This is a genomic window from Brachybacterium paraconglomeratum (genome assembly GCF_039541415.1).
GTDB lineage: Bacteria > Actinomycetota > Actinomycetes > Actinomycetales > Dermabacteraceae > Brachybacterium > Brachybacterium paraconglomeratum_A.
Genome location: NZ_BAABGE010000007.1, coordinates 147,704 through 169,210 on the forward strand (window position 1 = coordinate 147,704; position 21,507 = coordinate 169,210).

The following is a 21,507-nucleotide window of genomic DNA, read 5'->3' on the forward strand; positions in this document are numbered from 1 at the left end:
CGTCGGCAAGACATGGAGAGAACGCACATGACCACCACTGCCCCCGCTCAGACTGCGACCGCCGCCGGGCGCGTCGCCCGCGTCACCGGCGCCGTCGTCGACATCGAGTTCCCCCCGGGGAACATCCCGAACCTCTACAACGCGCTGACCATCGAGATCTCCGCGGAAGGCTCGGGCCTCGAGGCCTCGACCCTGACGCTCGAGACCGCCCAGCACCTGGGCGACGGGATGGTCCGTGCGATCGCGCTGAAGCCCACCGACGGCCTCGTGCGCGGACAGGCCGTCACCGACACCGGCGCCCCGATCTCGGTGCCCGTGGGCGATGCGACCCTCGGCACCGTCTTCGACGTGGTCGGCAACCCGCTGAACAAGCCGGCTTCCGAGCTCGAGATCTCCGAGCGCTGGCCGATCCACCGCAAGGCTCCGAACTTCGACCAGCTCGAGTCGTCCACCACGATGTTCGAGACCGGCATCAAGTCGATCGACCTGCTCACCCCGTACGTGCAGGGTGGAAAGATCGGCCTGTTCGGCGGCGCGGGCGTGGGCAAGACGGTCCTCATCCAGGAGATGATCTACCGCGTGGCCAACAACCACGACGGCGTCTCCGTGTTCGCCGGTGTGGGCGAGCGCACCCGTGAGGGCTGGGACCTCATCGAGGAGATGACCGAGTCCGGCGTCATCGAGAAGACCGCCCTGGTCTTCGGCCAGATGGACGAGCCGCCGGGCACCCGCCTGCGCGTCGCGCTCTCGGCACTGACCATGGCGGAGTACTTCCGCGATGTGCAGAGCCAGGACGTGCTGCTCTTCATCGACAACATCTTCCGCTTCACCCAGGCGGGCTCCGAGGTGTCGACCCTGCTGGGCCGTATGCCGTCGGCCGTGGGCTACCAGCCCAACCTCGCGGACGAGATGGGTGTGCTCCAGGAGCGCATCACCTCGACCCGCGGCCACTCGATCACCTCGATGCAGGCGATCTACGTGCCGGCCGACGACTACACGGACCCGGCCCCGGCGACCACCTTCGCCCACCTCGACGCCACCACAGAGCTCTCCCGTGAGATCGCCTCGCGCGGTCTGTACCCGGCGATCGATCCGCTGAGCTCCACCTCGCGGATCCTCGACCCCCGCTACGTGGGTCAGGAGCACTACGACACCGCGGTGCGTGTCAAGCAGATCCTCCAGCGCAACAAGGAGCTGCAGGACATCATCGCCATGCTCGGCGTCGATGAGCTGTCCGAGGAGGACAAGGTCATCGTCTCGCGGGCACGCCGCATCCAGCAGTTCCTCTCGCAGAACACCCACCTCGCCAAGCAGTTCACCGGCGTCGACGGCTCGGATGTCACGATGCGCGACACCATCGAGGGCTTCAAGGGCATCTGCGACGGCGAGTTCGACCACATCACCGAGTCCGCCTTCTTCAACGTCGGCGGCATCGACATGGTGCTCGAGAACCAGCACCGCATCGACAAGGAGCTCGGCGCGTGAGTGCGCTCGACGTCACCTTCGTCACCGCGGACCGGACCGTCTGGACCGGTCAGGCCGCACAGGTCGTCGTGCCTGCTGTGGACGGCTCGATGGGCATCCTGCCCCAGATGCAGCCGACCCTGGCGATCCTCGGCTCCGGCACGGTGCGGATCATCGACCAGGACGGCCATGTCGAGCAGCTTGCCGTCGACGGCGGCTTCGTCTCGGTCGACTCCGATGTCGTGACCATCGGCGTGGACGACGCGACGAGCGTCGAGTCGCAGGACTCCCGGTTCTGAAGCGCGCGCCCCGACCATGACCGAGATGAGCATCCCGATCCTCCTGCTGGGGGTCGGGATGCTCATCGTCGTGGCGGCGTTGCTCGTGGTGCTTCGGCACGGGCTGGTCTCCCGCCGGCGAGGCGCCTTCGAATGCACGTTGCGGCGTCGGGGGCTGGTGGGCGGCACCAGCTGGCAGCACGGCCTGATGCGCTTCGGCAATGACCGGTTGCGCTGGTTCCGGGCCTTCTCGCTGGGGGTGCGGCCGGAGGTGGTGATCCGGCGGATCGACATCCTGGACGTCTCTCGGCGTCGCCTGCAGTCTCCGGTCGAGGGCGGTGAGGACAGCTACCTCCTCGAGTTCGACCTGAAGGGCGGGCGCGAGGTCAGCGCGATCGTCGACCTGGTCTCCGGCGCAGCGCTGAACTCCTGGCTCGAAGCCGCGCCGACCGGGATGGTCCTCGGCGACGCCGACTGAGCCACGACGTCGACGGACCAACCTTGTCGACTGACCGGCCGCGTCGCTGCGCGAGTCGCGCAGTGCGAGGCGCAGAGCGTCAGACGCTCACTGCCACGCCGTCGCGCAGCACGGTCACCGGCCGCAGCTGCGCATCCGCGAGGACGACATCGGCCCGTCGGCCCGCGGCCAGCACCCCGATCCGATCCTGCATGCCGAGCACCGTGGCCGGCACTGTGGATGCGGCGCGCACGGCGCGGACGAGGTCCACCCCGGCCTCGGTGACCGCGAAGCGGACCACATCGAGCAGGTGCGCGGTGCCACCGGCGATCGAGGTGCCGCCGGTGAGGGTCGCCACCCCCGCGTCCACCGTGACATCGAGCGCCCCGAGGCTGTACTGGCCATCCGGCATCCCCGCCGCCGCCATCGCATCGGTCACGAGCACGACATTGCCCTCGGCAGCGATCGAGAAGACATGGGCCACGGTGCGTGCGTCGAGGTGCACGCCGTCCGCGATCACCTCCACCACCAGCTCCCCCCGTGCGGCGGCGTCCAGTGCGGCCAGCGCCGGGCCTGGATCCCGATGATGGATCGGGCGCATCCCGTTGAACAGATGGGTCGCGGTGGGCAGTGCTGAGCGCCCGTGCTCCCGTCGCAGCTCGGTGCGGGCGTGCTGGACCGCCCGAGTCATCTGGGCACTGGTGCCGTCGGTGTGACCGAGCGAGGGGAGGGCCCCGACCTCCGCCAGGGCCTCGATCACCTCGTCCGCCCCCTCGGCCTCCGGGGCCACGGTCATGGTGGCGAGTGCGCCGCCGGCGATCTGGGCGAGCTCGCGCACGAGGTCGGCATCTCCGCCGGTGATGTGCTCAGGGTTCTGGGCTCCGCGCCGCTGGACCGAGATGAACGGGCCCTCGAGATGGATCGCCGCGATCTCCCCGTCGGCGGCGAGCTGTGCGAGTTCTGCGACACGTGAGCGCAGCGTCTGCGGAGCGGCGGTGACCAGAGAGGCGACCAGGCTGGTGGTGCCGTGGCGGCGATGCTCATGCACCGCGGTGAGCAGCTCACCGGGATCGTTCGCATCGGGGAACGACGCCCCGCCGCCGCCGTGGCAATGCAGATCCACGAGCCCGGGCAGGAGGAGGCCATCATGGGCCAGGACCTCTGCGGCCTCATGCTCCGGTGCCAGTGCGGCGGGCCCCGCCCAGAGGATCTCGCCGCCGTCGATCATCAGCAGTGCGTCCGGCACCAGGCCCTGCTCGAGCACGGCAGTGCCTCGCAGCACCAGCTCGGGAGTGAGGGCGGGGGAGCGCTGGGGCTCGGAGGTGCTCATGGTCTCTCCTGATCAGGCGGTGGGTGCCCGGGCCATCGTCACCGGCTTGACGGTCAGAACAGGCGGGACTCGGCGTCGTCGATCCCGCGCAGGGCGTCGTAGTCGAGGGTCACGCAGTCGATGCCACGGTCACCGGCGAGCACCCGCGCCTGCGGCTTGATGGCCTGGGCGGCGAAGATGCCGCGCACGGGGGCGAGCAGCGGGTCGCGGTTGAGGAGCTCGAGATAGCGGGTGAGCTGCTCGACGCCGTCGATCTCGCCCCGTCGCTTGATCTCGATCGCCACCGAACCGCCCGCTTCATCGCGCGCCAGGATGTCCACCGGGCCGATCGCGGTGTAGTACTCGCGCCGCACCAGGGACCAGCCCGTGCCGAGTGTCTCTATGTTGTCCGCCAGCAGAGCCTGCAGGTGCGCTTCGACGCCGTCCTTCTGCAGGCCGGGGTCCACACCGAGCTCATGGGAGGAATCCTCGAAGACCTCGTGGAGCCGCACTCGCAGCTTGTCGCCCGTCTTCCCATGGACCACATCCCACTGCTCGATCCAGTCACCATCGGGATCCTCAGCCACCTCCTCATCGCTGCGACGGGTGGTCGACAGCGTGCACGGAGGGCTCATCCAGTTCAGGGGCTTGTAACTGCCACCATCGGAATGGATGAGGACGCTGCCATCGGCTTTGACGATCAGCAGCCGAGGGGCGAGCGGAAGATGGGCGGTGAGCCGACCGGTGTAGTCGACTGAGCAACGGGCTACGACGAGACGCACCCAGCCAGCGTACGGCACCGGCGAGCACGACTCTGTCCCCGCCGCGGAGATGAGAGTTCGATGAGACGACCATGAGAAGCGCTTTACCCAGGTGCAGATGCTCACTAGGCCCTGGTCTGGACTCCGCACCGCTCGTATCGTGAGCAGGTCCCCGCACCGGTCCCGAACCCGGGCCACCCTGAAGGAGCTTCCTACCGTGCAACGACCCCTGGCAGTCCTGTTGATCCTCATCGGAATCATCGGACTCGTGCTGGGACGCCTGGGGGAGACCACCTGGGCGCCCGAGACCGAGACCACCGCGAGCGTCACCCTCGACAATCCCGGCTCGGCCGTGGTGATCGATCCCGGGGTGCTCTATGTGGGCGGCGAGGAGGGCCAGGTCGTCATCGAAGGCGCCTCCGACGTCTCCGTGATCGATGCCGCGAACGGCGACATCGATGCCTACCTGGAAGGCGTGCACTACACCCGGATCACCGGCGCCAGCGACTGGACCACGCTGAGCACCCAGGACGTCAATCCCGACGGCGCCGGGGAGCTGTCCGACCCGACCACGTCCGATCTCTGGCGCTCGGTCGAGACGACGCCCAGCCCCGCCACGATCGATGTGGCTGCGCTCTGGGCGAAGGAGAACGGGGAGAACGGCGAGAGCCCGCAGCCCTACCGCTCGCTGCTGATCGTCACCGACGGCACCGCACCCGGCGCGGACAAGGTCTCCATCACCTGGCCGGTCGAGGCCGAGAACGAGTGGGTGCCCTTCGCCTACGCCGGCGGCGCCACGATCGCCGTGATCGGGTTGGTGCTGCTGGTGGTCTCCCTCGGCGGCCGACGCCGCGACGAGGATGAGGACTGGAACGTCGAGGACGGGGAGCCCGTCGAGCCCGGAGAGTCTCTCGAGCCCGGAGATCCCGTCGAGCCACATCACGCGGCTCCGGTCCTGAGCGGTGCTGCGGCCGGTGGGGGCGCCGCTGCTGCGACGGCCCGCTCCGATGAGTCCGCAGCGGCTGACGCGGCACCTGCTGGCGCGGCGCCTGCTGAGGACGTGCCTGCTGACGCCGCGCCTGCTGACGAAGCCGTCGTCAGCTCCGCGACCCCCGGCAGCGACTCCGCGCGGGAGGAGAGCGTCTGGTCGCTCGGAACACCCAGCGTCGACGACACGCCGGGTTCGGACGACGCACACACTGCGGACGACGCGCCGGACTCGGCCGACGCGCCCATCACCGAGGAAGCGCCCAGCGCGGCAGACGCGCCCGGCGCCGAGGACGATCACTCGGATCCCGCAGGGCCGGTCCGGCTCTTCGGTGATGACGAGGAGCGTCGATGACCCGCCACGACCTGCCCCACCTTGCGTTGAAGGACACCACCATGAACAGTCGACCCGTCGGTCGCCGCAGCCTCTTCCTCGGTGCCGGAACTCTGATGGCGAGCGGTGTGCTCGCTGCCTGCACGGCCGAGCCCGCACCGCCGGAGGCTCCGCCCACGGGGCAGCCGCAGGACGAGGCGACTCCGACTCCGGTGCAGACCAAGGAGCAGTTCGCGGCCATCGTGCCCGAGGTCAACGCTGCTGTGGTCGCCGCCGATGAGGCACGGGACGCGGCGCTGCTCGCGCCGCGCGTCTCCGGCTCCGCCGTCGAGTTCCGCACCGCCACCTACGCCATGATCGCCAAGGCGGAGGAGTGGGCTGAGGACCTCAAGGTTCCCGGCGCGGAGCTGATCGTGCCCATGACCTCCGTCACCGCGGAGTTCCCTCGGGTCGCCATCGCGCTGGTCCAGGATTCCGTCGAGAAGGACGGGGTCCCGTACTTCATGGCGCTGCAGCAGGCCGATGCGAAGACTCCCTACACCGCCTGGGGCTGGGCCCAGCAGGCCGTGGGCATCGAGATGCCGATGGTCGCTGATGAGCTGGTCGGTGCAGAGCAGGTCACCGCTGATACGGAAGGCCTGGTGATGACTCCGGCCGAGGCGCTCGCGCTCTACGCCACGGTGCTCACCGACGGCGACGCCGCCGACCCGGACGACCTGCTCGCCCCGAACCCCTTCCAGACTGGCACCCATGAGCGCATCCAGACGGAGCGCTCCGAGCTCAACGCCGGGGTGGAATGGGATGAGGCCGCGACCGTGCGCGAGGCCTACACGGTCAAGGACGGCGAGCTGGCCGGCCTGCGCACCGATGAGGGCGGCGCGATCGTGATGGGCACGCTGATGTCCACCCGGAAGGTCTCCATCAAGGATGGCGCCACGATGCGTTACGCCGAGGACAACAAGTACACCAAGGTGATCGGCAAGAAGGAGTTCACCTCCGAGTACATCCGCGAGTACGGCACCCATGTCGCGCTCTACATCCCCTCTCAGGATGCCGGTGGACAGGTGCAGCCGATCGGCGCCACCCAGACCGCGCTGAATGCCAGCGGGAAGTGAGCTGGCGGGCTCAGCGCCTGCTCGGCCTGACTCCCTAGACTGGACCCATCCCGCAGTCGTCGAAGGAGTACACCTGTGACCGATCCGTACGGAATCATCGATCTTGCCGCGCTCAAGCAGCCTGCCGGCGGCGGGGGCGCCGCTGGCAAGGCAGCGGGTGCCGGTACGCCCTCGGCCTACGAGGTCGCTGTCACCGAGCAGGGCCTCGAGCAGCTGATCACGGACTCCCAGCAGGTGCCCACCCTGCTGCTGGTGACCAGCTCCCGGGTCCCCGAGGGGGAGCAGTTCCTCACCTCGCTGCGTCGCTCGGTCGACGCGCGGGGCGGGGCGATCCGGCTCGCGCTCGTCGATGCCGACACCCAGGAGCGGGTGGCGTCCGCGCTGCGCGTCGAGCAGCTGCCCACTCTGCTGCTGCTGATCATGGGCCAGGTGCAGCCGATCGTGCAGGCGGTGATCCCGGACGCGGAGATCGACAATCTTCTCACCCAGGTGCTCGAGGTGGCCCGTCAGCAGGGCATGGAGATCCCCGCCGGCGAGGGCGGTCAGGAAGCTCCTGTCGAGGAGCCGCTGCCGCCGCTGATCGCCGAGGCCTACGCGGCGATCGAGCAGGGTGATCTCGACGCGGCGGTGGCCGCCTACCAGAAGCAGCTCCAGGAAGCCCCGGCGGATGCCGAGGCGAAGGCTGGGCTGGCGATGGTGAACCTGATGCGCCGCACCCAGGGCGTCGAGCTGGCCGCCGCCCGGGAAGCCTCCGCGCAGCACCCCACCGATCTGGGCGCCCAGCTGCTGACTGCGGACCTCGACATGCTCGGCGGTCACGTGGAGGATGCCTTCGCACGCCTGCTGGATCTGCTGCGCGGCGCCGATCAGGAGACCAAGGACATCGTGCGGACTCGCCTGCTGGAACTGTTCGAGGTGGCAGGTGCCGAGGACCCGCGCGTGATGCCGGCCCGCAAGCGCATGGCGAACCTGCTGTTCTGAGCTGGCGCGGGTCCGGCCCGTCGGGCGCTGTCCCTGACTTAGGGTTCCGGGCGGACAGTCCCAGGTAGAGAGTGAGGCGCGGTGCTGTTCCCCCAGGGGAACAGCACCGCGCCTCACTCATGTCCCGCAGCTCCTGCGCCGCAGGCGGCGAGGATCTGGCGGGGCTCAGCTCGCGCGCAACCGCTCGGGGACCAGCACGACTGCGCCCAGCGGCGGCACCGACAGTCGGACCGAGAAGTCACGGCCATGCTGCGGCAGCTGTTCCGCGTGCACTCGGCCGAGGTTCCCCACCCCGCTGCCGCCGTAGATGGGGGCGTCAGAATTCAGCACCTCGAGCCAGGCGCCGCCCTCGGGCAGCGGGATCCGGTATTCGTGCCAGGGCTGCGCCGAGAGGTTCACGACCACGACCACCGGATCGCCGGCGTGATCGCGCCGCACGAAGGACAGCGAATTATGGCTCGCATCGTCACCGATCAGCCACTCGAAGCCGCCCGGGTCCTGATCGCGCTCGTAGAGCGCGGGGAACTCCTCCTGGAGAGCGTTGAGATCCTTCACCAGCTGCTGCACGCCCCGGTGCAGGGGATACTCCAGCAGCCACCAGGGCAGTCCGGCCTGCTCCGACCACTCGGTGCCCTGGGCGAACTCGATGCCCATGAACACCAGCTGCTTGCCGGGGTGCGCCCATTGGAAGGCGAGATAGGCGCGCAGGTTCGCCGCCTGCTGCCAGTCGTCGCCCGGCGCCTTGCGCAGCAGCGACCCCTTGCCGTGCACGACCTCGTCATGGCTCAGCGGGAGCACGAAGTTCTCGGAGTACTGGTAGACCATCGAGAAGGTCAGCTCGCCGTGGTGGTACTGGCGATGCACGGGATCCTGGCCGAGATACTCGAGGGTGTCGTGCATCCACCCCATATTCCACTTGAACCCGAAGCCCAGTCCGCCGGTCTCGGTGGGACGGGTGACGCCCGGGAACGAAGTGGACTCCTCGGCGATCATCATGATGCCCGGGGCGCGCTTGTACGCGGTGGCGGTGGTCTCCTGGAGGAAGGCGATGTTCTCGAGGTCCTCGCGCCCGCCATGCTGGTTGGGCAGCCACTGCCCCTCCTCGCGCGAATAGTCCCGGTACAGCATCGAGGCGACGGCATCGACCCGCAGCCCGTCGACGTGGAACTCCTCGAGCCAGTAGCAGGCGTTGGCGACCAGGAAGTTGCGCACCTCGTTGCGGCCGGTGTCGAAGACATAGGTTCCCCAGTCGGGATGCTCGCCGCGGCGCGGATCGGCATGCTCGTACAGCGGGGTGCCGTCGAAGCGGCCCAGCGCCCACTCGTCCTTCGGGAAGTGCGCCGGGACCCAGTCCAGGATCACGCCGATGTCGGCGCCATGGAGGGTGTCGATCAGATGGCGCAGCTCATCAGGGGTCCCCAAGCGTGAGGTGGGGGCGTAGTAGCCGGTCACCTGGTATCCCCAGGAACCGCCGAAGGGGTGCTCGGCCACCGGCATGAACTCGACGTGGGTGAAGCCCATGTCGCGCACATAGTCCGTCAGCTCGACGGCCAGCTCCCGATAGTTCAGGCCCGGCCTCCAGCTGGCCAGATGCACCTCGTAGATCGACATCCTTGAGGCGACCGCATCCTGGGCGGCGCGCTTGGCCAGCCAGTGCTCGTCGGTCCATTCGAAGCTGCTGGTGGTGATGACGGAGCCGGTGGCCGGTGGCACCTCGGCGTAGCGGGCCATCGGGTCCGCCTTGTCGCGCCAGGTGCCGTCGGCACCCAGGATCCGGTACTTGTAGGTCTCGCCGTCACCGGCACCGGGGACGAAGATCTCCCAGACCCCGGAGGAGCCCAGCGAGCGCATCGCGTGCATCCGCCCGTCCCAGCCGTTGAACGAGCCCACCACCTGCACAGCACGCGCGTTCGGTGCCCAGACGGTGAAGGAGGTCCCCTCGACAGGGTCCGCGTCGCCGCCCAGGGTGCGCACATGCGAGCCCAGAGCCTGCCACAGCTCCTCGTGGCGGCCCTCCTGGATGAGGTGCAGGTCCAGCTCGCCGACGGTCGGCAGGAAGCGGTACGGCTCCTCGAGGTCCACCGGGGCTGCGCCCTCGGACCAGGTCACGCGGATCTGATAGGAGGACAGCTCGGGCAGCGGCAGCGACGCCACCCAGATGCCGTCGTATTCGTGCGCCATGGCGTGGACGGTGCCGTCCGGAAGCAGCACCGAGACCTGGTGCGCGAGCGGTTTGAGGGTGCGCACGGTGGTCGCTCCCTCGTAGTCGTGAGCACCGAGCACCGAGTGGGGCTCGTGATAGCTGCCGGTCGCGGTGGAACCCAGCTCATGCTCACCCAGCGGCATCACCGGGGTGGAGGGCGACGCGGCGCCGTCGCCGGTGGCCGGTCGCGGCGCCGGGCCCGCAGGCGTGGTCGCGCCACGGGCGGGAGTGGCCGGAGTGGCCGGAGTATCAGTCATGTCAGCTCTCCTCGGGGTGGATGATCCGCAGGATGTGCGCGGGACGGTCCTCGGCGCTCAGGATCACGTAGGGCTCGCGTCCCCAGCGGAACCTCTCGCCGGTCAGCAGGTCCTCGACCTCGAATTCCTCGCTCACCCCGAGCGCCTCGAGATCCAGGCTCAGAGTGGTCCAGGCATCGCGGTCATGGGCGGTCAGCGAGATCACCAGCACCGTGTCGGGGGTCCCGGTGCCGGTGGCTGCGGCGTCGAGATGCTTGGAGAAGACCAGCACCTGCTCGTCGTCGGCCTCGTGGAAGCGGATCGTGGTGAGGGTCTGCAGCGCGGGATGTTCACGACGGATCCGGTTCAGCGTCCCCAGCAGCGGCTCGAGGCTCTCGCCCCGGGCCAGCGCACCGGCGTAGTCGCGGGGCTTGAACTCGTACTTCTCGTTGTCGATCTGCTCCTGCGCCCCGGGCCGGGGGACGTCCTCGACGAGCTCGTAACCGCTGTAGATGCCCCAGGTCGGCACCAGGGTCGCGGCCAGGATGGCGCGCAGCACGAAGGCCCGCCGGCCGCCTGCACTCATATACGGGGTGAGGATGTCGTGAGTGGTGGGCCAGAAGCTGGGCCGCATGAAGGGAGCGGTCTCGACCAGCTCCTCGAGGTACTCGCGCAGCTCCTCGGCACTCTCGCGCCAGGTGTAATAGGTGTAGCTCTGGTGGAAGCCGACCTTGCCCAGGGTGTGCATCATGGTGGGCCGGGTGAAGGCCTCGGCCAGGAAGATGACCTCGGGATGCGTCTGAGCGAACTCGGCCAGGAGCTCCTCCCAGAAGCGCACCGGCTTGGTATGGGGGTTGTCGACCCGGAACAGCGTCACCCCGTGCGCCACCCACAGCTCGAGCATGTCGCGGACCGCGGCATACAGACCCTCGTAGTCGGTGTCGAAGCTCAGGGGGTAGATGTCCTGGTACTTCTTCGGCGGGTTCTCCGCGTAGGCGATGGTGCCGTCGGCCTGCACCGTGAACCACTCCGGGTGCTCCTGCACCCACGGGTGATCAGGCGAGCACTGCAGCGCGATATCCATCGCGACCTCGAGACCGAGCTCCTTCGCCCGAGCCACGAAGGCGTCGAAGTCCTCGAAGGTGCCCAGCTCGGGATGGATGGCGTCGTGGCCGCCCGCCGCCGCACCGATCGCGTAGGGGGAGCCGGGATCCCCGGGCTGCGGATCCAGGGTGTTGTTGCGCCCCTTGCGGAAGGTCGAGCCGATCGGGTGGATCGGCGTGAGGTAGGCGACGTCGAAGCCCATCTCGGCGATCCGATCCAGGGATCGGATCGCGGTGCGGAAGGTGCCGGAGGTCCAGCCGTGCTCGGGGTCGAAGTGGGCTCCCTCCGAACGGGGGAAGAACTCGTACCAGGAGCCATACAGCGCCCGTCGGCGCTGGACCTCGAGCGCGAACGGACCGGCGACGGTGACCCCTTCGCGCAGCGGACGCTCGGTGAGGATTCCCCGCAGATCGGCGGCGAGCGCCGGGGCGACGCGGGCGGAGGCCGGCAGGCCGGGGGCGCGCAGGCTCTCGAGCGCGGCGCGGAGCAGCGGCCCGTCGGAGGCGGGCCGGGTCCCGTCCTCGATCTCGGCGAGCGCCCGCTGGAGCACCAGTGCGCCCTCTGCGCAGACCAGATCCGTGTCGATCCCTGCGGGGATCTTCACCTCGGCGACGTGCGCCCAGGTGCTGAACGGTGCGGAATATGCCTCGATCCGGAAGCTCCAGCGACCGAGCTGCTCGGTGCGGATAGAGGTCTCCCAGCGGTCCATCCCGGGTTCGACGAGATCGAGCGCGCGGCGCTGCTCTGTGCCTTCTGGTGACGTCAGCACCAGCTGCACGCCCATCGCGTCGTGACCCTCTCGGAAGGCGGTGGCGCCGATGGTGACGGTCTCGCCCTCGACGCAGCGTGCTGGGTACCTGCCGCCGTCGACGACGGGGTGCACCGCCATGATCGGGATGCGCCCGATGCCGGCGTCCAGCCCCGTGCGGTCAGTGGTCTCGGACATGGCCTCTCCTAGCTGAGCTCTCGTCCTTGACGAGGTGCTCTGCGACGGTCGCGGTGACGGTCCTCACGATAGCCGCTCGGAGGTCCTCTCTGCGCCGACAGGCGTGATCCCGATGACCATCACGCTGCCGGGCGCCACTGTGACACTCCGATCCACCAGCGGAGTGGAGGAGAGGTCCTCGGGACTCTCGAGCGCGGTGTCCAGCAGGACCCGTGCGGTGCCCTGCGGCCAGGGAGCCTTCGGCAGCTGCAGAGTGACCTCGTCGGCCTCGGTGGAGAGGACCACGAGCAGGTGCTCGGAGCCCTCCCGGCCTGGGATCGCCGGGCGCAGCATGGCGAGCAGGTGCTGGGAGGGATCCATCCACTGCTCGTGCGCGATGGGCAGGCCCTCGGTGCCGAACCAGGCGACCTGCCCGGCATCGAGCGCGGCCGGGTCGGCGGGGCGCAGGAAGTGCGGTGCCCGGAGCTGCGGATGCTCGCCGCGCAGCTGCAGCAGCCGGGAGACGGTCTCGCGCAGCTGGTCGCTGCGGCGGCTGTGGCTCCAGTCCATCCAGGAGATCTCGTTGTCCTGGCAGTAGGCGTTGTTGTTGCCCTGCTGGGTGCGATAGCGCTCGTCGCCAGCAGTGAGCATCGGGGTGCCGGAGGCCAGCAGCAGGGTCGCCAGGATGCTGCGGGCGGTGCGCCGCCGCGCGTCCTCGATCTCTGCTGCGCCGTCCCTGCCCGGCTCGAGCTCTCCTTCCTGCCCGTGATGGAAGGAGCGGTTGTCGGAGGTGCCGTCGCGGTTGTCCTCGCCGTTGGCCTCGTTGTGCTTGGTCTCGTAGACGGTGAGGTCCCGCAGCGTGAAGCCGTCATGGGCCGTGACGTAGTTGACCGACGCCCAGGGGGAGCGGAGGCTGTGCCCGGCGGGGAGCTCGAGGGGGTCCTGTCCGGTGAGCAGGTCTGCGGAGCCGGCCAGGCGGGTGGCGAGGTCGCGGATGCCCCCGATCGCGTCGTTGCCCGAGCGTTCGCGCATCGCCCGGTCGGAGAGCCAGAAGGCACGGACATCGTCGCGGAAGGCATCGTTCCACTCCGTGAACGGGGCCGGGAAGTTCCCGGTCTGCCAGCCGCCGGTGCCCACGTCCCAGGGTTCGGCGATGAGCTTGACGCCGCGCAGCACGGGATCGGTGAGGATCGCGCGCAGCAGCGGATGGTCAGGGCTGAAGCCGCGGTCGTCCCTGCCCAGTGTGGCCGCCAGATCAAAGCGGAAGCCGTCCACGTGGACCTCCTGCACCCAGTAGCGCAGCGAGGCGAGGATCAGGTCCATCACGTGCCGCGAGCGGGGGTCCAGGGTGCCGCCGGTCCCGGTGACGTCGAAGAAGGTGCCGTGGTCGATCCAGTAGTACTCGAGGTTGTCCAGGCCGCGCAGCGAGAGCGAGGGGCCGTCGGCTCCGCCCTCGGCGGTGTGGTTGTAGACCACATCCAGGATGACCTCGAATCCTGCGGCGTGCAGGTTCCGCACCATCGTCTTGACCTCATCGAGCACGGCCTGGGCGCCGGCGTGCTGGGCCGCCGGGGTGGCGAGGGCGGGGTCCGGGGCGAAGTACGACAGGGTCGAATATCCCCAGTAGTTGGTCAGCCCCAGCCGGGTCAGGTGCGGCTCGTCCATCGCAGCGTGGAGGGGGAGCAGCTCGACGGTGGTCACCCCGAGGCTGCGGAGGTAGCTGGTCACCGCGGGGTGGCCCAGCCCGGCGTAGGTGCCGCGCTGCTCGGGTGGGAGCTCAGGATGCAGCTGGGTGAACCCCTTGACATGCATCTCGTAGAGCACCGTGGAGTCCCAGTCCACGAGCGGGCGCAGATCGCCCTGCCAGTCGAACTCGTCGGTGACGACCACGGACCAGATGGCATCGTCACCGCTGTCGACCTCGCTGCGGATCGGGGTCTCGCCCACCCGGTCGAGCATCGCATCGACCTCGAAGGGGAAGAAGGAGCTCAGCAGCGACGAGGAGTGCGAGACTCCGCGGGCCCAGGGATCCAGCAGGAGCTTCCGCGGGTTGCACAGCATTCCGGCGGTGGGATCCCAGGGGCCATCGACACGCAGCCCGTAGCGGGTACCGGGAGTCATCCCGCTGACCCAGTCCCAGCGCAGGCCGCCGTCGAAGTGCCGCAGCCGCTGACGGTGCTCGGTGGAGCCCTGGCGGATGCAGAGATCGATCGATTCCGCTCGGGGAGCCGCGACGGCGAAGGTGCCGCGGCCCTGGGCGTCCACCCACAGCCCCGGTGAGGTGGGGGCGACAGGGGGAGTCGCGCGGTCGAAATGGTCAGCTAGCACCTGGGCATTCTCCCATCACCGCCGCCCGCGCCGAGACCGACTCGCGTGCGGGGTGACCGGTGCCGCTAGGATCGACGCGGTGATCCGTGATCCGCTGCTGGCGGCCGGCGGGTCATCAGCATGGCCACGACAGGTCCGGCCTCCGGCCTCCTCGGGGGAGGGACAGGGCATCGTGGTCGTGCCCGCCGAGCACGAGCAGCACCAGTCGCACGAGTCGAACGCATGACGGGGGAACCGCAGCGCATGAGCAATCCACCCAGCCAGCACGCCGGGAACCAGGCGCGGCCCATGGTGCCGGGGCCACCGCCCGGGACGTCGGCGGCCTCCGCTCCGGGGCCGGGCCGGCCTGCGCCGGGGGCTTCCCAGCGTCCCGGCGGGTTCGCGCCCGCGAGCCCCGCCATCGCGCCCGGCGCCCTCGAGCGGACCGGAGCGATCATCTCGACCATCTCCGGGGTCTTCCACTCTCGCGTGGTCGGCCAGGAGAACCTGCGTACGACGCTGATCGCCGCCCTGGCGGCGGGCGGGCATGTTCTGCTGGAGTCGGTGCCGGGGCTGGCCAAGACCACCGCCGCGAGCGCGCTGGCCTCCTCGATCACCGGCTCCTTCGCGCGGATCCAGTGCACCCCCGACCTGATGCCCAACGACATCATCGGCACTCAGATCTACTCCTCGGGCACGGGGACCTTCACCACTCAGCTGGGCCCGGTGCACGCGAACGTGGTGCTGCTGGACGAGATCAACCGCTCGAGCGCCAAGACGCAGTCCGCGATGCTGGAAGCGATGCAGGAACGGCAGACCTCCATCGGCGGTGAGGTGTATCGCCTGCCGGAGCCGTTCATGGTGCTCGCCACGCAGAACCCGATCGAGGAGGAGGGCACCTACGTCCTTCCCGAGGCGCAGATGGACCGCTTCCTGATGAAGGAGATCCTCACCTACCCGCGCCCGGCCGAGGAGCATGAGATCCTCGACCGCTCGACCGCCGGGAGCCTCACCGGCCCCCGCGAGGCGGTGGGCACCGTGACCCTCGAGGACGTCCGCTTCCTCCAGGAGATGGTCGACCAGGTGTACGTCGATCCCGCGGTGAAGCGATACATCATCGATCTGATCTTCACCACCCGCGGCTCCGGCCCGCGCCCGGTCCCGAACCTCACCCAGTCCGTGCGGGTGGGGGCCAGTCCCCGCGGCTCGCTCGCGCTGATGAAGGTGGGCCAGGCGCATGCGCTGCTGAACGGGCGTGACTACGTCACCCCTGATGACGTGCGAGCGATGCGGCACGGGGTGCTGCGCCACCGCCTGGTGCTCACCTTCGACGCACTGGCCAGCGGCATCACGCCGGAACAGATCATCGACGCGGTGTTCCACGCCGTGCCGATGCCCTGAGCGGCGCCCACGACCGAGAACGACTGAGACCGACTGAGGGAGACTGGACGACTCGATGGCCACGTCGCTGCTGACCCGTGTCAAGGCACGGGTGGATCTGCACACCTCGAACCGGGCGCGCGGACTCATCCAAGGCCGGGGACGGTCCTTGTTCAAGGGCAGCGGCGAGGACTTCGACGACCTGAAGTACTACCAGCCCGGCGACAAGATCTCCGATATCGACTGGAAGGCCACCGCTCGCTCCGGAGAACCGCTGATCCGGCAGTTCAACGAAGAGCGGGTGCGCCACCTCTCGATCGTCGTCGACACCTCCGCGGCGATGGCCGCCACCGCCGCCGACGGCAGCTCCAAGCGCGACGCGATGATCATGGCCGCCGGCATGGTGTGCTTCCTCGCGCAGAAGAACGGCGATCTGGTGGGGATGGTCGCGGGCCAGGAGAACCGCCCGATCCAGCTTCCCTCGCGCTCGAGCGACGGACACCTCGAACTGCTGCTGCGCACCGCGCAGCAGGCGACCACCACGGCGGCCGGCGCCGCGAACACCTCCTGGCTGCTCGAACGCGCCTTCCGGGTCACCACGCGTTCGACCCTGATGACGATCATCACCGACGAGGCGCACCCCACCGTCGAGGACTTCACGCTGCTGCGGCGCCTGAAGACACGCCATGATCTGATCGTCATCCGCATCGCGGATGCCGACCCGCTGCAGAGCGCCGCACTGGATCACGAGGTGGTCGATGTGGACTCACCTCGCGAGATCGGCGCGATGGCACGCACCTCGAAACGGGTCGCCCATGACGTCGCGGCGTACCGACGTGCGCGCAGCGAGGGCATCGAGGAGATGCTGGACCGCCTGCACATCAGTCACATGCTCACCCAGGGCGAGAGCACCGTGGTGGACGACATGATCGCGATGCTGCGGTCGAGGGAGTACCGCCATGGCCGTTCCTGAGCTGGTCGCGGGCGTGCTGCTGGCCGAGCCCGCGCCCCCGGAGATCATCGCCCCTCCCCAGTACTCGATCGCCTGGGTGATCCTCGCAGTGCTGTGCATCCTGCTGATCATCGCGCTCATCCTGGGCACCCTGAAGATCACGCGGGCCATCGAGAAGCGCATCGCCTACCGCCATCGCCCCAGTGACGTCGAGACCCTGAAAGCGGAGTTCCTGCGCGCTGTGAACGACATCGCCGATCGCCATGACGGGGGCGAGCTCGAGGCGCGGGACGGCCATCACGAGCTCACCGGCGTGATGCGCCGCTTCGTGCGGCGCACCACCGGGAACGACGTGACCAGCCAGGACCTGGTGACCCTGCTGGCCGATCAGCGCACCCGCGCGGTCGGCGAGCTCATCGCGGATCTCTACGAGCCGGACTTCGCGAAGTCCTCCGATCGCGACCTACGAGATTCCGTGCGTCGGGCGAGGGAGGTGATCCGCGCATGGTCATGATCTTCTGGTGGGTCACCGCACTGCTGCTGCTGGCGGCGATCGCCGTCTGGGCGATCACCTTCTGGAACCGTCGTGCGATGCGTCGCTCCCCGGTGCTGGTGGCGAACTCGCAGTACATGGATCGGATCCCGAGCTTCCTGCGGGCTCAGCGCACGGCCCGCGCGGTGCGCGTGCTCCAGGTGGGCGTCGCGGTGTTCGCCGTGATCGCGGCCTCGCTGCTGTCCGGGCGGATCGCCAGTGAGCGGATCGAGACCCCGGAGTTCTCCTCACGGGACATCGTGCTGTGCCTGGACGTCTCGGGGTCGATGTACGAATACGACACCGAGATCCTCTCCACCTTCGCGGAGATGGTCGACAGCTTCGAAGGGGAGCGGGTGGCGCTGTCGATCTTCAACTCGACCAGCCGCACCGTGTTCCCGCTGACCAATGACTACGACCTGATCAAGCGGGAGCTGGAGAACGGCGCCGAAGCGATCAACTTCGACGAGTTCGGTTACCGCCTGGGCACCCAGGACTACTCCGACGACAAGGTGCGTCAGTACGTCGACTTCGTGGACGGCACCCGCGGCATCGCCGATGAGGCCTCGATCGTCCCCGACGGCCTCGCCTCCTGTGCGCAGGTCTTCGACCAGGCCGAGCAGGATCGATCCCGCTCGATCATCTTCGCGACCGACAACGAGGTCAACGGCGAGCCGATCTTCACCCTCCAGGAAGCGACCGAGAGGGTGTCCTCGCGCGATATCGACCTGTACACCTTCTATCCCGGGGCCTACGAATGCGGCCCCCAGTGCTTCGAGGAGCTGCAGACAGCCACCGAGGACCAGGACGGCGAGCTGTACGAATCCTCGGACCCGGAGGCGATCCCCTCGATCATCAACCAGATCCAGAAGACGCAGGCGGAGGTGCTGGGAGCGACTCCGACCGTGGTCCGCACGGACCACCCGACCCTCGGGTTCGTGCTCACCTTCCTCTCGCTCCTGGGGATCCTGATCCTGGGATGGAGGGCCCGCTGATGCATCTCGAGCACCTGATGCCCCTGTGGGCCACGATCCCGCTGTTCGGCGCGATGCTGGTCCTGTGCACGGTGCTGCTGGTGCGTCGGCCGCGCCAGCGCACCGCCTGGTTGCGCCGCCTGCTGATGATCCTGCTGCTGCTGGTGGTCGCGCTGCGCCCGGTGACCCCGATCGAGGGTGAGCAGACCCAGCGGATGAACGCCAACGTCTTCTTCGTGGTGGATCGCACCGGTTCGATGAATGCCGAGGACTATGCGGAGCAGCAGCCGCGTCTGGACGGGGTGAAGGCGGATATGGAGCAGATCATGGGGCTCACCGAGGGCGCGCGCTACTCGATCATCGCCTTCGACTCCACCGCGACGCAGCAGCTGCCGCTGACCACGGACGCCGGTGCCGCGCGCGCCTGGATCGACACCCTGACCACCGAGCCGACCTCCTATTCGACGGGCTCGAACGTCGACCGTGCGCTGACCCCGCTGATGGTGGAGATCTCCGAGGCCCGCTCCGAGGATCCCGACTCCAGCGTCCTGGTCTACTTCCTCTCCGATGGGGAGAACACCGACGAGCGGGACTCCGAATCCTTCGGTCAGGCCGCAGGCTTCGTCGACGGCGGGGCGGTGCTCGGCTACGGGACTCCCGAGGGCGGGCCGATGAAGGTCGAGGGCGGCAAGGATCACGGCGAGTACATCACCGGACCGGATGGCCAGCAGGGCATCTCGAGCATCGACGAGCAGCAGCTGCAGACCATCGCGGGGGAGATGGGAGTGCCCTACCTGCACCGGACGGACCCGGCGGCACCGATCGAAGGCACGATGGAGGGGGTCACCCTCCGCCCGATCCCGATCGAGTCCACCCGCGGGGTCGCGAGCTTCGAGGACTGGTACTGGGTGGCCGCGATTCCGCTGGCCGCACTGCTGATCTGGGAGCTCGGAGAGATGACCTACCGGCTGCCCCGCCGACTGGACCGCTACGACATCTCAGGAGCGCAGCGATGAGCACACCCCCAGCAGAGCATCCCGGCAGCGCGGGCACTGCCGGCACTGCGGTCGCGACAGATCCTGCAGGCGCTGCAGGTCCTGGGTCCCCGCTCGCGCAGGATCAGAGCGGCAGCCCCAAGGACTTCGGCCTGAACGTGAAACGGCTGCGCCTGACCCGCATCATCGTGTTCGTGATCCTCTCCCCGCTGATCCTGGCGCTGGCCCTGCTGACGGTCAAGTTCGTCTCCATGCCGATCACCCAGGCCACCCACCTCAGCGCCTACGAGGACGGGGACTATCCCGCAGCCATCGAGCGCCTGGGACCGGTGGAGTTCGCCAACTGGTTCGAGCCGTATCTGCCGCACCTGTCCCAGGGAACCGCCCTGCTGCAGCAGGGGGAGGACGCCGCCGCCGAGAAGGAGCTGCGGCTGTCCATGGACGAGTGGAACGCTCACAGCGACCTGAACTCGCCGATGCACGCCCAGTGCAAGATCCTCAACAACCTCGCCATCTCGATCGAACGCCAGGCCGATCTGCTCGAGGACCCGCAGCAGCGCGCTGACCGCCTCTTCGAGGCCGAGACGCTGCTCGCCCCCTGCGCCGGTGGCGGCGGTGGCGGCGAGGGTGAGGGCGAGGGTGGCGGCGGAGCCGGGAACGAGGACTCCGAGACCACCGAGGGCAACGGCGAGCGCGTCGAGGAGAAGCGGCGGGAAGCCGACGAGGAGGCCGGCAACGACCCCGACGAACGCGGCGACGAGTCGAGCGGCGGCGAGGGGAAGGACGAAGGCACCCCGGGCCAGGACGATCCCGGCGATCCCTCTCGAGAGGATCCCGAGGGGGACGGTCCCGACGAGGAGGCACCCACCAGCGGCAACTCGGAAGAGGACCAGAAGGATGACGAGCTCGAGGAACGCAACCGCGATGCGCAGGGCGGCGATGGCGAAGAGGAGCCCGGAGGTTCGCAGGACGATCCGGTGAAGCCGTGGTGACCCGCGAGCCGGGAGCTCGCGCCGACCTCGACCGCACTGACCTCGACCGCGCGTATCTCGACCATGCCGCGACCACGGTGCTGAGGCCCGCGGCACGTGACGCCTTCCTCGACGCCTCCGCGGTGCGGGGGAACCCCTCCTCCGTGCATGCCTCGGGCCGACGGGCGCGCGGAGTGCTCGACGAGTCCCTGGCACGGATCGCCTCGCTGCTGGACGTGCCCCGCAGCTGGCTGATCATGACCTCCGGGGGCACCGAAGCGGATAACCTCGCGATCCGCGCCGTGACCCTCGGCGTCCGGCAGAAGGATCCGGCGCGCACGGCGGTCGCCGTCGCCGCGACCGACCATCCCGCGGTGCTCGCCACGGCTCAGTCCCTGACCGTCGGCGATCCCGGGGTCGAGGTGCGTGAGCTGCCGGTGGATCCGCAGGGCGCGCTGCGGATGCCCGCCCTCGCCGGAGCGCTCGCCGATGGCGCCGTCGGCGTGGTCAGCGCAGCCCTGGTCAACAACGAGACCGGAGCGCTGCAGGATCTTGCTGCAGTTGCCGCAGTCGCCCGGGAGCACGGCACCCTGGTGCACACCGATGCCGTGCAGGCCGCGGGACATGTGCCGCTGCCGAGCTGGGATGACGTGGATCTGATGTCCCTGTCGGGGCATAAACTCGGCGCTCCGGTCGGGGTGGGTGTCCTGGTGGCGAAGCCCGGGGTGCCCTTCGCGGCGTTCAGCACCGGTGGGGGGCAGCAGCGGGGCGTGCGCTCGGGGACGCTGGATGCGGCCCACACCGCCGCCTTCGCCGCCGCCCTGGAGGAGGCTCTCACCGAGCGCGAGGCACAGTCCGCACGGCTGCAGGAGCTGGCGGGGAAGCTCCGCGCGGGGATCCGCGAGATCGATCCGCAGGCCCGCTTCACCCTCGCGGAGGCCACCCCGCAGTCCGGGCACATCGTGCACGTGGTCTTCCCGGGTGCGGACTCGGACTCCCTGCTGTTCCTGCTCGATGAGCGCGGGGTGGATTCCGCAGCGGGCTCCGCCTGCTCCGCCGGGGTGACCCAGGCCAGCCCGGTCCTTGCCGCGATGGGCATCACCGATCAGCAGGCGCGCGGCGCATTGCGCCTCTCCCTGGGCTGGACCAGCACCGAGCGTGACCTTGAGATCCTGTGGGCGGCGCTGCCCGAAGCGCTCATCAGGGCTCGCGCCGTCGGCGCGCTCATGGGCTGACAGCAAT

General features: G+C 69.2%; 18 protein-coding genes. 13 read left to right on the top strand and 5 right to left on the bottom strand.

Going from position 1 to position 21,507, the window contains the following annotated elements:
• Positions 1 to 27 precede the first annotated feature (27 nt).
• The 3 genes from atpD to ABD893_RS09985 are packed head-to-tail and all read left to right on the top strand — an operon-like array spanning position 28 to position 2,220.
• Positions 28 to 1,485, top strand: coding sequence for a F0F1 ATP synthase subunit beta (gene atpD / locus ABD893_RS09975; protein WP_345079136.1), 1,458 nt, complete (start codon positions 28 to 30; stop codon positions 1,483 to 1,485).
• Positions 1,482 to 1,763 carry a F0F1 ATP synthase subunit epsilon gene (locus ABD893_RS09980; RefSeq protein ID WP_345079139.1) on the top strand — a complete coding sequence of 94 codons (282 nt, stop codon included), beginning with the start codon at positions 1,482 to 1,484 and terminating at the stop codon, positions 1,761 to 1,763. Before atpD ends, ABD893_RS09980 begins: the two co-directional genes overlap by 4 nt.
• 25 nt (positions 1,764 to 1,788) lie before the next feature.
• On the top strand, positions 1,789 to 2,220 hold the full coding sequence (locus ABD893_RS09985) for a DUF2550 family protein (protein ID WP_345079142.1): 432 nt from the start codon (positions 1,789 to 1,791) through the stop codon (positions 2,218 to 2,220).
• 79 nt (positions 2,221 to 2,299) lie between these two features.
• Here the strand turns inward: ABD893_RS09985 and ABD893_RS09990 are convergent, their stop codons facing one another.
• Positions 2,300 to 3,529 carry an N-acetylglucosamine-6-phosphate deacetylase gene (locus ABD893_RS09990; RefSeq protein WP_345079145.1) on the bottom strand — a complete coding sequence of 410 codons (1,230 nt, stop codon included), beginning with the start codon at positions 3,527 to 3,529 and terminating at the stop codon, positions 2,300 to 2,302.
• 53 nt (positions 3,530 to 3,582) lie between these two features.
• Positions 3,583 to 4,290: an endonuclease NucS gene (gene nucS / locus ABD893_RS09995; protein ID WP_345079148.1), complete on the bottom strand. Its 708-nt coding sequence runs from the start codon at positions 4,288 to 4,290 to the stop codon at positions 3,583 to 3,585.
• Positions 4,291 to 4,486: 196 nt separating this feature from the next.
• On the opposite strand from nucS, the gene ABD893_RS10000 reads away from it, so the two are divergent.
• From ABD893_RS10000 to ABD893_RS10010, 3 genes are all read left to right on the top strand, one after another.
• Positions 4,487 to 5,611 carry a hypothetical protein gene (locus tag ABD893_RS10000; RefSeq protein WP_345079151.1) on the top strand — a complete coding sequence of 375 codons (1,125 nt, stop codon included), beginning with the start codon at positions 4,487 to 4,489 and terminating at the stop codon, positions 5,609 to 5,611.
• Complete coding sequence (locus ABD893_RS10005) at positions 5,608 to 6,705, top strand: DUF8094 domain-containing protein (protein ID WP_345079154.1); 1,098 nt, start codon at positions 5,608 to 5,610, stop codon at positions 6,703 to 6,705. Before ABD893_RS10000 ends, ABD893_RS10005 begins: the two co-directional genes overlap by 4 nt.
• A 75-nt stretch (positions 6,706 to 6,780) precedes the next feature.
• On the top strand, positions 6,781 to 7,686 hold the full coding sequence (locus ABD893_RS10010; protein ID WP_345079157.1) for a co-chaperone YbbN: 906 nt from the start codon (positions 6,781 to 6,783) through the stop codon (positions 7,684 to 7,686).
• A gap of 165 nt (positions 7,687 to 7,851) precedes the next feature.
• Here the strand turns inward: ABD893_RS10010 and glgB are convergent, their stop codons facing one another.
• From glgB to glgX, 3 genes are all read right to left on the bottom strand, one after another.
• Entirely contained in the window at positions 7,852 to 10,146 is a 2,295-nt protein-coding gene (gene glgB, locus ABD893_RS10015; RefSeq protein WP_345079160.1) for a 1,4-alpha-glucan branching protein GlgB, read from the bottom strand.
• 1 nt (position 10,147) lies between these two features.
• The gene (locus ABD893_RS10020; protein WP_345079163.1) at positions 10,148 to 12,175 is read right to left on the bottom strand and encodes a maltotransferase domain-containing protein; all 2,028 of its coding nucleotides are present in this window, start codon (positions 12,173 to 12,175) and stop codon (positions 10,148 to 10,150) included.
• Between the two features lie 63 nt (positions 12,176 to 12,238).
• On the bottom strand, positions 12,239 to 14,482 hold the full coding sequence (glgX, locus tag ABD893_RS10025) for a glycogen debranching protein GlgX (RefSeq protein ID WP_345079166.1): 2,244 nt from the start codon (positions 14,480 to 14,482) through the stop codon (positions 12,239 to 12,241).
• A gap of 243 nt (positions 14,483 to 14,725) precedes the next feature.
• Here glgX and ABD893_RS10030 point away from each other — a divergent pair, with 243 nt between their 5' ends.
• Genes ABD893_RS10030 through ABD893_RS10060 form a run of 7 tightly spaced genes read left to right on the top strand, consistent with a single transcriptional unit; the run spans position 14,726 to position 21,500 of the window.
• Positions 14,726 to 15,862, top strand: a complete 1,137-nt coding sequence (locus ABD893_RS10030) for an AAA family ATPase (RefSeq protein WP_345079169.1) — start codon at positions 14,726 to 14,728, stop codon at positions 15,860 to 15,862.
• A gap of 55 nt (positions 15,863 to 15,917) precedes the next feature.
• A complete protein-coding gene (locus ABD893_RS10035) occupies positions 15,918 to 16,814 on the top strand; it encodes a DUF58 domain-containing protein (protein ID WP_345079172.1) in 897 nt (298 codons plus the stop codon).
• Complete coding sequence (locus ABD893_RS10040) at positions 16,801 to 17,307, top strand: hypothetical protein (protein WP_345079175.1); 507 nt, start codon at positions 16,801 to 16,803, stop codon at positions 17,305 to 17,307. Before ABD893_RS10035 ends, ABD893_RS10040 begins: the two co-directional genes overlap by 14 nt.
• On the top strand, positions 17,298 to 18,320 hold the full coding sequence (locus tag ABD893_RS10045) for a vWA domain-containing protein (protein ID WP_345079178.1): 1,023 nt from the start codon (positions 17,298 to 17,300) through the stop codon (positions 18,318 to 18,320). The genes ABD893_RS10040 and ABD893_RS10045 overlap by 10 nt, the downstream gene beginning before the upstream one ends.
• Positions 18,320 to 19,315 (top strand): vWA domain-containing protein, encoded by a 996-nt coding sequence (locus tag ABD893_RS10050; protein WP_345079181.1) that lies wholly within the window; start codon positions 18,320 to 18,322, stop codon positions 19,313 to 19,315. The genes ABD893_RS10045 and ABD893_RS10050 overlap by 1 nt, the downstream gene beginning before the upstream one ends.
• Positions 19,312 to 20,286, top strand: coding sequence for an ICP22 family protein (locus ABD893_RS10055; RefSeq protein WP_345079184.1), 975 nt, complete (start codon positions 19,312 to 19,314; stop codon positions 20,284 to 20,286). Before ABD893_RS10050 ends, ABD893_RS10055 begins: the two co-directional genes overlap by 4 nt.
• Positions 20,283 to 21,500 carry a cysteine desulfurase family protein gene (locus ABD893_RS10060; protein ID WP_345079187.1) on the top strand — a complete coding sequence of 406 codons (1,218 nt, stop codon included), beginning with the start codon at positions 20,283 to 20,285 and terminating at the stop codon, positions 21,498 to 21,500. The genes ABD893_RS10055 and ABD893_RS10060 overlap by 4 nt, the downstream gene beginning before the upstream one ends.
• Positions 21,501 to 21,507 lie beyond the last annotated feature (7 nt).

Bases quoted from the DNA above. Each gene is read 5' to 3' on its own strand.
- atpD (WP_345079136.1), top strand. From the start codon at position 28: ATGACCACCACTGCCCCCGCTCAGACTGCGACCGCCGCCGGGCGCGTC.
- ABD893_RS09985 (WP_345079142.1), top strand. From the start codon at position 1,789: ATGAGCATCCCGATCCTCCTGCTGGGGGTCGGGATGCTCATCGTCGTG.
- ABD893_RS09990 (WP_345079145.1), bottom strand. From the start codon at position 3,529: ATGAGCACCTCCGAGCCCCAGCGCTCCCCCGCCCTCACTCCCGAGCTG.
- ABD893_RS10005 (WP_345079154.1), top strand. From the start codon at position 5,608: ATGACCCGCCACGACCTGCCCCACCTTGCGTTGAAGGACACCACCATG.
- glgB (WP_345079160.1), bottom strand. From the start codon at position 10,146: ATGACTGATACTCCGGCCACTCCGGCCACTCCCGCCCGTGGCGCGACC.
- ABD893_RS10020 (WP_345079163.1), bottom strand. From the start codon at position 12,175: ATGTCCGAGACCACTGACCGCACGGGGCTGGACGCCGGCATCGGGCGC.
- ABD893_RS10030 (WP_345079169.1), top strand. From the start codon at position 14,726: ATGAGCAATCCACCCAGCCAGCACGCCGGGAACCAGGCGCGGCCCATG.
- ABD893_RS10035 (WP_345079172.1), top strand. From the start codon at position 15,918: ATGGCCACGTCGCTGCTGACCCGTGTCAAGGCACGGGTGGATCTGCAC.
- ABD893_RS10040 (WP_345079175.1), top strand. From the start codon at position 16,801: ATGGCCGTTCCTGAGCTGGTCGCGGGCGTGCTGCTGGCCGAGCCCGCG.
- ABD893_RS10045 (WP_345079178.1), top strand. From the start codon at position 17,298: ATGGTCATGATCTTCTGGTGGGTCACCGCACTGCTGCTGCTGGCGGCG.
- ABD893_RS10050 (WP_345079181.1), top strand. From the start codon at position 18,320: ATGCATCTCGAGCACCTGATGCCCCTGTGGGCCACGATCCCGCTGTTC.
- ABD893_RS10055 (WP_345079184.1), top strand. From the start codon at position 19,312: ATGAGCACACCCCCAGCAGAGCATCCCGGCAGCGCGGGCACTGCCGGC.